Annotated in this window: 11 protein-coding genes; 8 read left to right on the top strand and 3 right to left on the bottom strand. The window is 29.0% G+C overall.

Translation table 11 applies throughout. The features are described 5' to 3' along the window. Positions 1 to 3: 3 nt before the first annotated feature. The 4 genes from ACTG46_RS15215 to ACTG46_RS15200 all read left to right on the top strand — a co-directional run bounded on the left by ACTG46_RS15215 (position 4) and on the right by ACTG46_RS15200 (position 6,413). On the top strand, positions 4 to 1,095 hold the full coding sequence (locus ACTG46_RS15215) for a glycosyltransferase (protein ID WP_479923101.1): 1,092 nt from the start codon (positions 4 to 6) through the stop codon (positions 1,093 to 1,095). A gap of 83 nt (positions 1,096 to 1,178) precedes the next feature. Beyond that, entirely contained in the window at positions 1,179 to 3,092 is a 1,914-nt protein-coding gene (locus tag ACTG46_RS15210; RefSeq protein WP_479923100.1) for a polysaccharide biosynthesis protein, read from the top strand. Positions 3,093 to 3,290: 198 nt separating this feature from the next. After that, positions 3,291 to 3,998 carry a C40 family peptidase gene (locus tag ACTG46_RS15205; protein WP_479923099.1) on the top strand — a complete coding sequence of 236 codons (708 nt, stop codon included), beginning with the start codon at positions 3,291 to 3,293 and terminating at the stop codon, positions 3,996 to 3,998. A gap of 300 nt (positions 3,999 to 4,298) precedes the next feature. Further along, a complete protein-coding gene (locus ACTG46_RS15200; protein ID WP_054271344.1) occupies positions 4,299 to 6,413 on the top strand; it encodes a cell wall-binding glycosyl-hydrolase Cwp19 in 2,115 nt (704 codons plus the stop codon). A 190-nt stretch (positions 6,414 to 6,603) separates the two neighbouring features. Here the strand turns inward: ACTG46_RS15200 and ACTG46_RS15195 are convergent, their stop codons facing one another. Together ACTG46_RS15195 and ACTG46_RS15190 are read right to left on the bottom strand one after the other, a co-directional pair. Then, on the bottom strand, positions 6,604 to 7,569 hold the full coding sequence (locus ACTG46_RS15195) for an LCP family protein (RefSeq protein WP_054271343.1): 966 nt from the start codon (positions 7,567 to 7,569) through the stop codon (positions 6,604 to 6,606). Between the two features lie 285 nt (positions 7,570 to 7,854). Beyond that, on the bottom strand, positions 7,855 to 8,811 hold the full coding sequence (locus tag ACTG46_RS15190) for an LCP family protein (protein ID WP_054271342.1): 957 nt from the start codon (positions 8,809 to 8,811) through the stop codon (positions 7,855 to 7,857). A 368-nt stretch (positions 8,812 to 9,179) separates the two neighbouring features. Here ACTG46_RS15190 and ACTG46_RS15185 point away from each other — a divergent pair, with 368 nt between their 5' ends. The 4 genes from ACTG46_RS15185 to ACTG46_RS15170 all read left to right on the top strand — a co-directional run bounded on the left by ACTG46_RS15185 (position 9,180) and on the right by ACTG46_RS15170 (position 15,037). After that, positions 9,180 to 9,968, top strand: a complete 789-nt coding sequence (locus tag ACTG46_RS15185; protein WP_479923098.1) for an HAD family hydrolase — start codon at positions 9,180 to 9,182, stop codon at positions 9,966 to 9,968. A 21-nt stretch (positions 9,969 to 9,989) separates the two neighbouring features. Continuing rightward, positions 9,990 to 12,113: a sigma-54 interaction domain-containing protein gene (locus ACTG46_RS15180; protein WP_479923097.1), complete on the top strand. Its 2,124-nt coding sequence runs from the start codon at positions 9,990 to 9,992 to the stop codon at positions 12,111 to 12,113. A gap of 213 nt (positions 12,114 to 12,326) precedes the next feature. Next, a complete protein-coding gene (locus ACTG46_RS15175) occupies positions 12,327 to 13,700 on the top strand; it encodes a M20 family metallopeptidase (protein WP_479923096.1) in 1,374 nt (457 codons plus the stop codon). Between the two features lie 74 nt (positions 13,701 to 13,774). Beyond that, a complete protein-coding gene (locus ACTG46_RS15170; protein WP_231301199.1) occupies positions 13,775 to 15,037 on the top strand; it encodes an MFS transporter in 1,263 nt (420 codons plus the stop codon). Positions 15,038 to 15,141: 104 nt separating this feature from the next. Here the strand turns inward: ACTG46_RS15170 and ACTG46_RS15165 are convergent, their stop codons facing one another. After that, the gene (locus ACTG46_RS15165; protein ID WP_054271336.1) at positions 15,142 to 15,612 is read right to left on the bottom strand and encodes a DUF4358 domain-containing protein; all 471 of its coding nucleotides are present in this window, start codon (positions 15,610 to 15,612) and stop codon (positions 15,142 to 15,144) included. Positions 15,613 to 15,615 lie beyond the last annotated feature (3 nt).

Below are 15,615 nucleotides of genomic sequence, written 5' to 3'. Positions count from 1 at the left end.
ATTATGAAGACTGTTTGTTATTTGGCTGATGGGTCAAATCCTCATACTTTAAAATGGTGTAGTTTTTTTAAAAATAAAGGATATGATATTCATGTAATCTCTCTGAATGGAGGTCACATGGAAGGGATAGAAATTTATGACTTTGGTTCTAATGTAGAAGAACTAAAGAATGAAAAAATTTCTAAAAAAACAGGATATTTAGGCTCAATAAAAAAAATAAAGAAGTTAGTGAATGAAATAAAGCCAGATATATTGCATGCACAATATGCAAGTAGTTATGGATTTATAGGAAGTTTACTTGGGTATCATCCATATATTATTTCTGTTTGGGGTACTGATATTTACGATTTCCCTAACAATGGTTTTATACAAAAACAAATTATAAAGCATAACTTTAGAAAAGCAGACTATATTTTTTCAAATAGTAGAGATATGGCTAAAGAGGCTAATAAATATACAGCAAAACATGTAGATGTAACCTTTTTCGGAGTAGATATGGATAGATTTAAACCTATGGAAGTAGAAAAAGAAGAAGCTTTTGTAATAGGAATTATAAAAAGTCTAGAAAAAAAATATGGAATAGAATATTTAATACAAGCTTTTAAGATGTTGAAAGATGAATATAAAGATAAGAGAATAATTCTTAAAATAGGTGGCTCTGGGAGCCAGATGGACAACCTAATAAATTTAGCTAAGGAATTAGGTGTAGAAGAAGATGTTCAATTCTTAGGAAGAATATCTCCAGAGAATGTCAGCAAGACTTTTAATTCTTTTGATGTAACTGTGTTTCCTTCTTTAAGAGAGGGATTTGGTGTGGCAGCTATAGAATCAGAAGCCTGTCAAGTACCTGTAATAGTTACGAATGTAGGTGGACATCCAGAATCTGTATGGGAAAATGAAACTGGCTTAATTGTAGAACCAAAACAACCAGAAGAAATAAAAAATGCAATAGTAAAATTAATGGAAGATGATGAACTTAGACTTAGTATGGGTACAAAAGGACGTCAGTTTGTTAAAGAAAATTATGAAGTTAATCTAAACTTTAATGATATAGAAAAAATTTATGACTCTATATTAGATAAACATAAAAAATAAAATTAAAAAATACAGCAAAAGATAGATGTTGTTGGCTATGCTTAGGTGCGTAGCTTTTGCTGTTTAATGGAGGGCTTCTAGTTATGCGAGAAGGTATAGATTTAGAGAAAGAAAGCTTTTTTAATAAGCTTTTTAAGAAATATAAATTTAGACAATTAACATTATTAATTCTAGATATTTGTAGCGTGCTAGTAGCATTTCGAATGTCTTTAAGTCTTACAGGTAATTTAAATGTATTTACTATTAATGATGTAATAATTTCAGTTTGTATATATATTGTACTTCATATAGTATCATTTAGATTATTTAAGTGTTATAACACATTATGGAGATATGCAGGCGAAGAAGAAATTGTCTCTATTTTTATTGCAACTTTAGCCTATTTAATACCAGCTTATATAATCAATAAATTATTGGGCTTTGACTATCCCATAATGTTTTATGTATTAAATACAATATTTATTATAATGTTTACAAGTGGTGCAAGAATAGCGTATAGAGCTATAAGAATAGTCATGAATAAGACTTATTCTAGAGGAAAGGTTTCAAATATCCTTATAATTGGTGCAGGGGATGCTGGAGAAATGGTTATACAGGAGTTAAAAAGAAATCCAGAACTTAAAAAAGTAGCAGTGGCTATAATAGATGATGATGAAAACAAGGTTGGAAGAATAATTCATAATGTAAAGATTGTAGGGACAACTTCAAATATAAAAGATGTAGTCGAAAAATACAATATAGATGAAATAATCTTTTCAATTGCAAATATAGAAAAATATAGAAAAAAAGAAATTATTGATATATGTAAGAATACTAATTGTAAAATAAAGACAATACCAGGAATTTACGAAATTATAGACGGAAAAGTAGATATAAAACAGATTAGAGAAGTAGATATAGAAGATTTATTGGGGAGAGAGCCAATAAAAACAAATTTAAGAGAGATAAGCAATTATATTGAAGGAAAAGTAATTCTAATAACTGGAGGTGGAGGCTCAATTGGTTCAGAGCTTTGCAGACAGATTGCAGGATTTAATCCTAAAGAGCTTATTATAGTTGATAATTATGAAAATAATGCTTATGCGATACAGCAAGAATTGATTAGAAAATATAGAAATAAATTGGATTTAAAGACGATAATAGCATCAATAAGAGAAGAAAAAAGAATGGATGAGATATTTAATAAATATAAGCCAGAAGTAGTATTTCATGCAGCAGCACATAAACATGTTCCTCTTATGGAATCAAGTCCTGGTGAAGCTATAAAGAATAACATATTTGGGACTTTAAACATAGCAGGCTTATCCTCAAAATATAGAGCTAAGAAATTTGTTCTTATATCTACAGATAAGGCTGTAAATCCTACTAACATAATGGGAGCTACTAAAAGGGCAGCTGAAATGATTATACAGACTATTAATGCTGAAAGTGAGACTGAATTTGTTGCTGTTAGATTTGGAAACGTACTTGGAAGTAATGGAAGTGTAATTCCACTCTTTAAAAAGCAAATAGAAGATGGTGGGCCAGTTACAGTTACACATCCAGATATCATTAGATATTTTATGACAATACCAGAAGCAGTAGGATTGGTTATACAAGCTGGAGCTATGGCTAAAGGTGGAGAAATATTCGTGCTTGATATGGGAGAGCCTGTAAAGATATTGGATTTAGCGAAAAATTTGATTAAATTCAGTGGATTTGAGCCAGATGTTGATATAAAAATTGAATTTTCTGGTCTTAGACCAGGAGAAAAATTATATGAAGAACTACTTATGTCAGAAGAAGGTCTATTGGATACAGAGCATAAAAAGATTTTTATTGGAAGACCAATATATGTTGATAGAGAAAAAATAACAAAATACTTAAAACTTTTAAGAGAAATTACTAACAATGAAGAAATTGAAAAAATAGATAGTGTTATGAGAAAATTAGTGCCAACTTACATTAAACCAGAAGATGCTAATGCCAAGGAAATTGCAATAACTCGGGAGAAGTAGAATATATTTCTAATTTGTAACCAGGGGGAGCAAAAAGAAACAAATATATGAGAAAAAGAAACAAAAGATTACAAAAAGATTACAAAAAGATTACAAAAAAGGTTGCAATTTATTTTGATGTAAGTTAGAATGTTAATTAGGAATTGGAAACGAAGGAACAAAATGTTAAATTTTCGAAAGGATTAGGTATTTGAGATTATGATGAATATTAAAAATAAAAAACATATATTAAAAAAATTTATAGCTATGGTGTTAATAGCAGGAGTTGTCACAGTAGAAGCAGGAGCAATAACAGCTAGTGCGGCAGAGCTAACTAATTCACCAATGACTGCAACAGTAGACCAATGTGATTTCTTAAATCTGAGAAGTGGAGCTAGTGCAAATGACTCAGTAGTAGGAAAGATAAACACAGGAGACAAAGTTGAGGTTTTAGAATTACACTCAAATGGATGGCTTAAAATAAAAACAGTTGACAATGTTACAGGATGGGTAAATGGAGACTATTTAACTATTGAAGGTGGAAATGTAGATGCAAAGGTACAAAATGTTTTAAACTTAGCATTTAAGCAACAAGGTAAGCCATATAGATGGGGAGCAACTGGACCAAACTCTTTTGATTGTTCTGGGTTCACTTCTTATGTCTATAAAAATGGAGCAGGAGTTAATTTACCAAGAGTATCAAGATCACAAGCAACAGTAGGAAAGAAAGTATCAAGAGCAGAATTAAAACCAGGAGATTTAGTTTTCTTTGGTTCAGGTGGTTCAATTAATCATGTTGGATTGTATGTAGGAGATTCTAAATTCATACATTCACCACAAACAGGAGATGTAGTAAAAGTTACTAGCATGGCTCCAGGAACAAATTATGGAAGAAGACTTATAACTGCTACACGTGTTTTACAATAATAATATAGATTTACATAGGATTGAATATTAACATTAAGTATGTAGAGTTACATTTAATGTTTTACATAAATATTGAAACGGTTAGTAATATTAAAATAGCAATGAACGTTATAAAAACAGCAAAGAAGATAAATTTCTTTGCTGTTTTTTTTATAATAAATTATCTCATATTATAATCAAATATTAAATATAAATTTTAACTATATTATTCAATATTTGACAGATAATATGAATTTTAGATATACTTAGTAAGGAGTATATTGTAAAAAAAAATAAATTTTAGAAATTAAGGGGGATGAAATGAAAAAAATAAGTATATTAGTATTATCACTTATAATGACGCTTACAATGTGTAGTGTAAGTTCATTTGCTGATTCATCAAATGATAAGGAAATGAGAGCTGCTTGGATATCTACAGTTTATAACTTAGACTGGCCTAAGACTAAAAATAATGAAGCCAAGCAAAAAAAGGAATACACAGATTTATTAGACAAATTAAAAAGTTCAGGGATAAATACAGCAGTGGTTCAAGTAAGACCAAAATCAGATGCTTTATATAAATCAAATATAAATCCATGGTCTGAATATCTTACAGGGACACAAGGTAAAGACCCTGGATATGACCCATTACCATTTTTAATAGAAGAAGCACATAAAAGAGGTATGGAATTTCATGCATGGTTTAATCCATACAGAATAACTATGGCAGATGAGAGTATTGATAAATTACCAGCTAACCATCCAGCAAAGAAAAATCCAAGTTGGGTAATTAAACATGGAAATAAGTATTACTATGACCCAGGTTTGCCAGAAGTTAGAAAGTACATAGTTGATAGTATAGCAGAAGTTGTTCAGAATTATGACATAGATGGTGTTCATTTTGATGATTACTTCTATCCAGGAGTAAGTTTCAATGATAATGCAACATATCAAAAATATGGAAATGGACAGAATAAAGACAATTGGAGAAGAGAAAATGTAAATACTCTACTTAGAGATGTAAAAGCATCTATAAAGAGTATAAAATCTAATGTTGTATTTGGTGTAAGTCCAGCTGGTATATGGAGAAATAAGAGTAGCGACCCAACAGGTTCAGACACATCAGGTAATGAAAGTTATGTAGGTACATATGCAGATACAAGAGCTTGGATAAAACAAGGATTAGTTGATTATGTAGTTCCACAACTTTATTGGCCAATTGGTCTTAAAGCTGCAGATTACTCTAAATTAGTGGCATGGTGGGCTAATGAAGTAAAAGGAACAAACGTAGATTTATACATAGGACAAGGTATATATAAGCAAGGTCAATCAAGTTATAATGGACAAAATATAGCAAAAGAAATAGTACAACAAGTAACATTAAATAGAAAATATAGTGAAATAAAAGGTAGTATGTATTTTTCAGCTAAAGATATAGCAAATAGTACTTCTATACAAAATGATTTAAAGAGTTTATATTCTAGTAGTAATGAAGAACCAGTTACTCCACCATCAAATGTTAAAGTGGAAAAATTAAGAGGTAATGAAAGATATGATACAGCAGTAGCAATAAGTAAAAAAGGTTGGGCTACAAATTCAGATACAGTAGTATTAGTAAATGGATATTCTATAGTTGATGGCATAACATCAACACCACTTGCTACAGCAAATGATGCTCCTATATTATTAGTAAATAAGGATAATATACCAACATCTACTAAGGATGAGATAAAAAGACTTAATCCAAGCAAAGTTGTTTTAATAGGAGGAAATAACTCTATTGGAGATAAAGTTGAGAATGAAATAAAGGATACACTATCAAATGTGTCAATAAATAGAGTTGGCGGTTCAGATAGATATAGTACATCTTTATTAATAGCAAAGGAATTAGTAAAAACTAATCCAGTAGAAAAATTATATATAACAAGTGGTACAGGTGAAGCCGATTCTCTTTCTATAGCTTCAAAAGCAGGAGAGGAAAAGCAACCAATAGTATTAGTATCAAAAGATAATGTAAGTGATGATGTTTACAACTGGATATCAGACTTAAAAGTAAAGGATGCTTATTTTATAGGTGGTAATCTAAGTATATCTGATTCAGTAATAAATAAATTAGATAAGGTTATTACAAATGATGTATCTAAAAATAGAATAGCTGGAGAAAATAGAGAAGAAACAAATGGAAAAGTAATACAAAAATTCTATCCAAATGCTGAATATCCATCAATGTTTGTAAGTAAAAGTAATCAGTTAGTAGATGCTTTAACATCAGGTCCTTTAGCAGCTAAATTGAAATCACCAGTAGTTATGCTTGGAAATAGTGTAACATCTGCTCAGAAAACTGCCTTAGAGCCTAAGAAAACGACTCTAGTATATGAAGCAGGTGATGGTATAAATCAAACTTCATTAAATACTTTCTTAAACTTAGTTAAGTAATAGAAAAATTTGTTTGAAATAGAGCCTATTTTATAAAGATAAAATGAGGATTATAGATATAAACTAGAAAATAAAAAAGAACTATATACACTTTATAATCAAGCATCATAATGACTTGAAGATAATTATGTGAGATAGTTCTTTTTTAATGTTTAATCTTATATTTACAATAAACTTTATGTTAAATTTCTTATTCTTTAAATTCTATATCATTAAATATAAAATCATGTAATATGTCTAATGTATCTGGGTCAAATCTCAGAACCCATCCAGCTTTTCCATATATACCACCTGTACTGTGAATTTCATCATCAATAGGGAATTCAAATTGCTTAACATTCAAGTCGCCCATTTTTAAAACTTGAGCTCCTAAAGAAAGTATCGCATTAGGTTTCATGTTAGTTTTAACATATGGAAGAACAGCATCTAATAAACCTGGATATTTAGTGACAGGTAAAGTTTCTGTTTTCTTGATTATAGCCTGTATAATCTGTCTCTGTCTGCCGTCTCTAGCAAAAGCTGTATCGTTGTGTCTGATACGTGCAAAAGATAATGCTTGGTATCCATTTAAAGTTTGTTCTCCTGATTTTTTAATGTATTGTATGCTACCTTTATCATCACTCTTATTCCAACCATAAGTTTCAGGAATAAATTTATTTAATTCTTGTATTTCACCTTTTTCAATGGTAACTTCAACGCCACCAATAGCATCAATTATATACATAAATGATTCGAAATTAACACAAGCATAATTCTGAATATCGATATTAAAATTCTCTTCAATTGTTTGTATTAATAAATCAGCTTGTCCATAAGCATAAGCATGAGTAAGTTTTTGTTTACCATGACCAGGGATGTCTACATAACTATCACGAGCTAATGATGTAAGTTTTATATCATTGTGTTTGTTATCAATAGTAAGTATCATCATAGCATCTGACCTTGAAGAATCTTCGTTTGGTCTAGCATCTGTTCCCATAAGTAGTATGTTAGTTATTCCATTTTCATTTTTATGGTCATTATTATTTAACAAATTACTATCTATGCTCGAGTCATGAATAGCAGATAATTTATAATAAAAATATCCATAGACGCTTATAGGGAATATTACTACCAAGAAAGCCAGTAGTATAACAAATTTCTTTAATTTTGACAAAAGTACCCCTTCTTTCTTCTTTTTCCTGTATATTTTTTAATAGCATACACTTAATTATATTAAAGTATTGAGATATATTCAATACTTGTTTCAGTTACAAAAAAAAGACAAAGATATAATTTATAAGAAAATTTGTCAATTTATATATAATTAAAAGTATATGTAATATATTAAAAAAATTTAATTTATATTTTAAAATAAAAACACACCTCACAATTGCAAAGAAACTTGCATTTGAGAGGTATGTACTTACTATAAAATTATTGATTTGTTTTAGATAAATACTTATTCTTCCAACATAATGTCCTCAAATATAAAATCATGCATTGCGTCTAATTCATATTCTTCAAAAGGAATTACATAGCCTGCATCACCTATTTTTCTACCATTTTCAGTAGAAAGAGGGAATTCCATAGATTTAAGGTTTAAATTTCCTATGCTCAACAAATCTTTTCCTAAAGATATTATTTCATTAGGATTCATATTAGTTTTTACATATGGAAGTATTGTATTAACTAGATTAGGATATTTAGTAACTGGTAAATCCTTAACACCATTTATTAAGCTTTGTATAACACTTCTTTGTCTTCTATCTCTTTGGTCTGTACTATCATTTTTTCTTATACGAGAAAATGCAAGTGTTTGGTATCCATTTAGTTTTTGCTCACCTGAGTTTCTTATATATTTAAGAGAACCTTTGTCATCACTTTTATTCCACTTATAAGTTTCAGGTATAAACTTGTTTAATTCTCTTATTTCACTCTTATCAACAGTAACAGTTACTCCACCTAAAGCATCGACTATATCCATAAAAGAGAAAAAGTCAACTACAGCATAGTTTTGTATGTCAATTTCGAAGTTCTCCTCTATAGTTTCTATCAATAAGTTAGCTTGTCCATATACATAAGCATGTGTTAGTTTTTGCTCTCCATGTCCTGGTATATTAACATAAGTATCTCTATTTAATGAAGTCAATTTAAGGCTTTTATTTTTATTATCAATAGTCAGTATCATCATGGCATCTGAACGAGAAACTTCTTCTCCTGGTCTTGCATCTGTACCTAATAATAATATATTTGTGATACTTTCTTCATTTTTATAGTCATTACTACTAAGCGCCTCTGTATTTATACTATCATCTTGGATAGTTTTTAGTTTAGTAAAAACATATCCATATATGCTAACAGGAAATGCTATAACTAAAAGGGCTAGAAATATAACGAACTTTTTGAGTCCTGACAATAATATCCCCTACTTTCTAAATTTTTTAATTACACACAGTTAATTATATTAAAAATTTGTTACATAAGCAATAAAAAACACAATAAATTAGCATAAGTTTGTCATAATATAATTATTTTTATAATGTTTTAAAGAAGAAAGTGTGTAGTTATTATTAATTTCCTTGGAATATAATTATATTATGACTTAAATTTTTATAAATGGATGTACATATTGAAAAAAATATTTTCCTAGATGTACTTATATCAACTTACAAAATGAGCAAATTGTAATTTAAAATTTTTAGTGTATAATAGGAATTGAAAATTTAAACTGATAAAAAATAATAAAAAATAATCATAAATTATATAATTTGGGGGAGGAAATATATGATAAAATTAATAGCAACAGACTTAGATGGAACTTTGTTAGATGAGAAGAGCGAAATAAATCCAGAGTTTTATAAAGTATTTGAAAAATTAAGAGAGAGAGGGATAATGTTTTCAGCTGCAAGTGGTAGACAGTATCAGAATCTTATAAAGAAATTTGAAGATATAAAAGATGATATGATGTTTATCTCAGAAAATGGAACATTGGTAGTATATAAAGGAAAAGAAATATTATCAAATCCTTTGGACAAAGAATTAGTAAATGAAATTATAGATACAACAAGAAGCATAGAAGGTAAGAAAATCGTAATGAGTGGTAAAAAATACGCTTATATAGAAAGTAAAGATGAAGCGTTTATAGATGAAGTTAGTACTTACTATGCAAAGTTTAAAGTTGTAGATGACTTGACTAAAGTAGAAGGAGATATATTAAAGATAGCCGTATTTGACTTCAAAGGTGCAGAACATAATAATAGTATCTACTTTGAAAAGTTTTCTGATAGAGCTCAGGTATGTATTTCTGGAGTAGAATGGCTTGATTTAACTGCAAAAGGTGCAAATAAAGGAAGTGCCATAAAAAAAGTACAAAGAATGCTAGATATAAAATATGAAGAAACTATGGTATTTGGCGACCAATTGAATGATGTAGAAATGATGAAGAGTGCTTATCATAGTTATGCCATGGAAAATGCAAATGAGTATTTAAAAGAAATTGCTAGATTTAGAGCAAAAAGAAATACTGAGAATGGCGTTGTAGATAAGATAAAAGAGGTCATGAAAATAGGATAGCCATTTATAGTGGGGGTCTAAATGAAAAAGATTATTTTGGCTGGTATAAATGATAAGTTAAAAGTAGCATATAAATTGCAACTTGAAAAGGTATTGGGAGATGTTGCAAAAATAGAAGCTTATGATATAGAAGATTCAAACTTGTCAAATTGTGATGTTATAGTAGCGATGAATTATTTAGATGAACAGATAGTAGATAAATGGATAAAGAGAAATAAAGAAAAATTAGTTTTAGTAAAAACTATGTATACTAAAGATGCAGTGGAAAAGTTGAGTAAAATTCCAAAAGGAAAAAGGGTTCTCATTATAACTCCTGAATGGATATATACATTAGAATGTATAGCAATACTAAAAAAGTTAGGGATAAATCACATTGAATTTATACCATACAACAAAGAGTTGTTTGGTGTGCATATAGAAAATGTAGATACAGCAGTTTATTTGGGAGAAGTTTTTTATACACCAGATTTTGTTACAAATTTTATTGATATTGGTTGGAGAGAAATTGTATATAATGGATATTTACAAATATTGGAAAGACTAGAAATAGACCCAAGTGTAGTATCATCTAAGTTAAAAGTAGTGAAAGAAAATGTATATAGTGAAGATGAGATTGATATTAAATCTATAATGGAAGATTTGAAATATAAAAATCGAGTAAGACATTTAATTGATTCGATACCAATAGGGATGATTATTTTAAATCAAGATAAAACTATAGAGCTATATAATGACTATGCAAGAAAATTACTTAATATAAAGGAAAGTAATATAGGAAAAAATTTAAGTACAATTAAGCCACTACTAAATATATACAACTTATTTAAACGTACAAATCTTAAAAAGAATATATATTACTCAGATAAAACTTTAAATAAGGAATTTATAGTCAGTAAAAACAATATAAACTTTATGGGTAAAAATTATCAAGAGTCTATATTTATAGATGAAGTGTTTGAAGCATATAAAGGAAATACTGGAAAGATAAATAAATCTTATTTGGCTAAATATACGTTTGATGATATAGTGGGAAACTCTAAGAAGAATAAAGAAGTTATAGAATATGCTAAAAAATATGCTAAAATAGATTCAACAGTACTGATATTAGGTCAGACAGGAACAGGAAAAGAGTTATATGCTCACTCTATTCATAATTATTCAGATAAAAGGAATCGACCATTTATATCTATAAATTGTGCAGCAATACCAGATGAACTACTTGAAAGTGAATTGTTTGGGTATGAAAGTGGAAGTTTTACAGGGGCTAGGTCTCAGGGTAAAAAAGGTTTATTTGAAATAGCTAATGGTGGAACTATATTTTTAGATGAAATAGGAGATACAAGTCAATTATTTCAAGTAAAGCTTTTAAGAGTACTTCAAGAAAAGGAAATAGTTAAAATTGGTGGATATGAAAAAATTAGATTGGATATAAGAGTAATTGCTGCTACTAATAAGACTATAAATGAACTTAGAAATTCCAGTAATTTTAGAAAAGATTTATTTTACAGACTTAGTACTTGTATACTCAGTATACCTCCACTTGAAGAGAGAAAGGAAGATATACCTGTGCTATGTAATTATTTTTTAGCAAATATGGGATATCCTTATAAAAAAATCGATGACGAATTAGGAAAGTTTCTGTACAAATACAACTGGGATGGAAATGTACGAGAATTAAAAAATTGTATTGAATATGTTGGAAACTTTGGTGGTGAATTACTTACAATAGATGATTTGCCTATGATATATAAAGATTCTTACCAAAATAAGTATATTGAAGATAAAGAATTTACTTTAAATACATATGACAATAATCAAAACAGAGCATATGAAAATAACATGCTTAATGATACAGATTCTGAAGTTAATGATAATATAGAAAAATCTTATAATGTATATTTTGAGAACTTAGGCCATCGAGATAATCTTATAGCATGTGAGATTATGAGGATATTATATAAAGAAAATTGTGGAAGAAGAATGATAGTAAAGAAATTACAATCAAACAATGTAAATTCAAGTGAACATAGTGTTAGAGTAATTATGAACTTTTTAGAGTCAGAGGGATATATCGGAAAGAGTATTGGGAGAAATGGGAGCCATCTTGAAGAAAAAGGGGAGAAATGGGTTACTAAAAACTTATAAATAGAAAGTAAATGGGATATCGATTTAATGATATCCCATTTATTTTTTTTGTTTACAATATTATTTATTTAATCAGGATAATTAAAATTTTAAAAAAGAGTGTTTGTAAGTCTTACAAGACTTACTGAGATTAAAATCTACTTACTTGGCACAATCATTGCTTATATAGTAAGTCACAAGTAAAAAATAATTATTCCTAGGAGGGTTTTAAATATGAAAAATGATTTAATTAGTTGTGTTGATAAACATAAAAAATATTTAGTAGAAATGGCAAAAGGAATCTGGGAAAATCCTGAGACTTCATATGAAGAATATTTTGCAAGCGGTGTACAAAAGAAGTACTTAGAAGAAAGTGGATTTAGAGTAAATACTGTGCAAGGAATAGAAACTGCCTTTGTAGCAGAGTTTGGAGAAGGTAGACCTGTCATAGGGATATTGGGAGAATATGATGCCTTACCAGGATTATCTCAGAAAGTATCTTTAATTAAAGAAGCTATAACTGAATCTGCTCCAGGTCATGGATGTGGTCATAATCTGTTGGGAGTAGGAGGAGTAGGAGCAGTAGTAGCATTAAAAGAAGTTATGGAGAGGGATAATATCAAAGGAACTATAAAATATTTTGGATGTCCAGCTGAAGAAGGTGGAGTAGGAAAATGTAATATGTATAAAAAAGGATGTTTTAGAGATATAGATTGCGCTTTTAGCTGGCATCCTTTTGATGTAAATAGCCCTTGGAGACCAACTAGTTTATCAAATTTTTCTATGAAATTTAGATTTAAAGGAATTACTTCTCATGCAGCACAATCTCCACATACTGGTAGAAGTGCACTTGATGCAGTTGAACTTATGAATGTAGGTGCTAATTATCTAAGAGAACACATACTGGACTCTATACGTATGCACTATGTAATAACTAATGGAGGAGAAAGACCAAATATAGTTCCTGGTTATGCAGAGTCATGGTATTTCTTAAGAGGTAAAAAAGCATCAGATGTAAAGAGTACTCTTGATAGATTGGTAAAAGTTGCTAAAGGTGCAGCGATGATGACAGAAACAGAAATGGAATATGAAGTTATAGATGCAATGTATGATTATTTACCTAATCAAAGTTTGACAGATGTTGTATCTGAGAATATGAGATTGGTAGGAGCACCGAACTTTAAAGCTGAAGATTTAGATTTTGCTCACAAATTAGCAAATACAATTACAAAAGAAGAAAGACGAAATGTAGCAACTTCATTTCAAGGAAATCTTAATATAGTAGAAAAATATCTACATGATGATATTGCTGACTTTGAAGATTATAAATACAAAAATGTATCTGGTTCAACTGATGTAGGAGATATAAGCTATATAGTACCAACTGCACAATTTGCTATGGCGGCATGGCCTATTGGTACAGCAGCACATACTTGGCAAGCTTGTTCATCATCTGGTTCTAATGTAGGTTTTGAAGCAATGTTAAGTGCAGCGAAAGTGCTTGCTTGTTCTGCATATGATATCTTGATGGACAGAGAAAAGCTTGAAAAATCAAAAGAAGAGTTTACAAAATCTTTGGATGGATTTGAATATAAACCATTGGTATAATCTTTATTTTAAAAATAGAATTATACCTTAAATAATAAATTAATCTTAAAATCACTAAAATTGGGGGGTAAAAAATGGAATCAAATAATATATCTAATTCACAAAAAGGGTTTTTTAGAGGATGGTTAGTTGTATTTGCTGGCTTAATACTAATGATATCTGTTTATGGAATAGTAAATAATTGTGCAAGTTTATTTATAAAACCTGTAACAGAAGACCTAGGTTTTTCTAGGTCTGAGTTTTCTCTTTATTATACAGTAATTGCTTTGTCTACCATGGTAATAGCGCTCTTTATGGGGAAATTAGCAAAGAAATTTAAACTAAAAAATATAATTCTTGTAGGGTGTGTGTTAGCAGGAATTGGTTATATAGGATATTCATATGCAAGCAGTATATATGTTTTTTATTTAATGAGTATATTTTCAGGCTTGGGGTTAGGTATGACAACTCTAACTCCTCTATCAATAATAATAAGCAATTGGTTTGTAGAAAAAAGAGGTCTAGCATTAGGTTTAACTTTTATGGGAAGTGGAGTAGGTGGTATGATATTTAATCCTATAGCTAACTATATAATATTAAACTACAGTTGGAGACAATCCTATTTAGTGTTAGGAATAATAATATTAGTCACAACTATACCAGTAGTTTTGATATTTATGTCTGAAAAACCAAGTGATAAAGGTTTATTGCCATATGGATATAGCAATTCTTCTGAAAACGTTTTAGACAATTCTGTAAAAGGAATCATGCTTGGAGATGCTGTAAAAACTAAAATATTTTGGATTATGGTTGTAGGATTAATTTTGATTACAATAATAGCTATGGGAGTACAAATGCATATTGCATCTTATTTGACTGATATAGGGTATTCTCCAACTTTTGCAGCAAGTGTTATATCTATAAACATGGGAGTAGTTATATTAGGCAAAATACTTCTAGGATATGTATTTGATAAAGTTGGATGTGAAAAAGGTGTTATATTTGTTGGATTACAAGTATTTCTAGGGGTATTGGCTCTATTATTTGCTAGTAAGTATCCAGCTATAATAGTATTTATTATATGTTGGGGAATTGGAAACTGTATGGGAACTATTGTACCTGCTCTTATCACATCAGAGATATTTGGCAAAAGAGATTATTCAACAATAGTTGGTGTAGTAAATGCAGTAGTTTTATTGGGAGCAGCCTTAGGTTCAGCTGTTACAGGAAAACTATATGATATGTCTGGAGGATATACATTGGCATGGATGACATACTTGGTATTGACTGTAATTATGGTTGGATTGATATTAATAAGTCTAGTTTTAGGAAAAAAGAAAAAGCTAAAAGAGGTTTAAATTATACTAATTAAACAAATAAAAAATATCAATGTAATTTTTAATAAAATAAATTTATTTATATAAAAATTACATTGATATTTAATAAACATCAATAATGATATTTATTTTTTTATTATACTCAGTATTTTGTTTTCTATTTGAGAGGCATTTTCAGCAGAGATTAGATAAACATATCTGCCTGCTTTCTCAACTATAGTATTATTTGCTATTTCAGAATTGCTTTTTTCTCCATGTCCTTCTCCAAAAGGTGCTTGTATCATGTCTTTTTTATAATTTTCTAGAGTTTTATAGATTTTATCTACATCGTCAGTTTTTATGACGATAATATCTTCTAGAGATAATTTTTCAGAAGAATTAATTACAAAACCTTGAATGATGTCCTCTTCCACATCATTGAAATAGTTAAATTCCTTTGCATCAAAGACTTTTGATTCTTTTACAAGTAAATCAGAAGATTTTAATGACTTTTCAATTTTCGATGTAGAAACGTTTTTGTAATCACCACTTGAAGAACAACTAACCATTCCAAATGATAAGATTATCGAAAAAAACAATATTAAAATTTTTTTCATGAT

Source organism: Clostridioides sp. LIBA-7678, from assembly GCF_056716065.1.
Note: the sequence above shows the minus strand (reverse complement) of the source record. Positions and strands in the feature narration are given on the sequence as shown.

Excerpts from the sequence above, each read along its gene's own strand:
- ACTG46_RS15215 (WP_479923101.1), top strand. The coding sequence starts at position 4 with ATGAAGACTGTTTGTTATTTGGCTGATGGGTCAAATCCTCATACTTTA.
- ACTG46_RS15210 (WP_479923100.1), top strand. The coding sequence starts at position 1,179 with ATGCGAGAAGGTATAGATTTAGAGAAAGAAAGCTTTTTTAATAAGCTT.
- ACTG46_RS15205 (WP_479923099.1), top strand. The coding sequence starts at position 3,291 with ATGATGAATATTAAAAATAAAAAACATATATTAAAAAAATTTATAGCT.
- ACTG46_RS15200 (WP_054271344.1), top strand. The coding sequence starts at position 4,299 with ATGAAAAAAATAAGTATATTAGTATTATCACTTATAATGACGCTTACA.
- ACTG46_RS15185 (WP_479923098.1), top strand. The coding sequence starts at position 9,180 with ATGATAAAATTAATAGCAACAGACTTAGATGGAACTTTGTTAGATGAG.
- ACTG46_RS15180 (WP_479923097.1), top strand. The coding sequence starts at position 9,990 with ATGAAAAAGATTATTTTGGCTGGTATAAATGATAAGTTAAAAGTAGCA.
- ACTG46_RS15175 (WP_479923096.1), top strand. The coding sequence starts at position 12,327 with ATGAAAAATGATTTAATTAGTTGTGTTGATAAACATAAAAAATATTTA.
- ACTG46_RS15170 (WP_231301199.1), top strand. The coding sequence starts at position 13,775 with ATGGAATCAAATAATATATCTAATTCACAAAAAGGGTTTTTTAGAGGA.
- ACTG46_RS15165 (WP_054271336.1), bottom strand. The coding sequence starts at position 15,612 with ATGAAAAAAATTTTAATATTGTTTTTTTCGATAATCTTATCATTTGGA.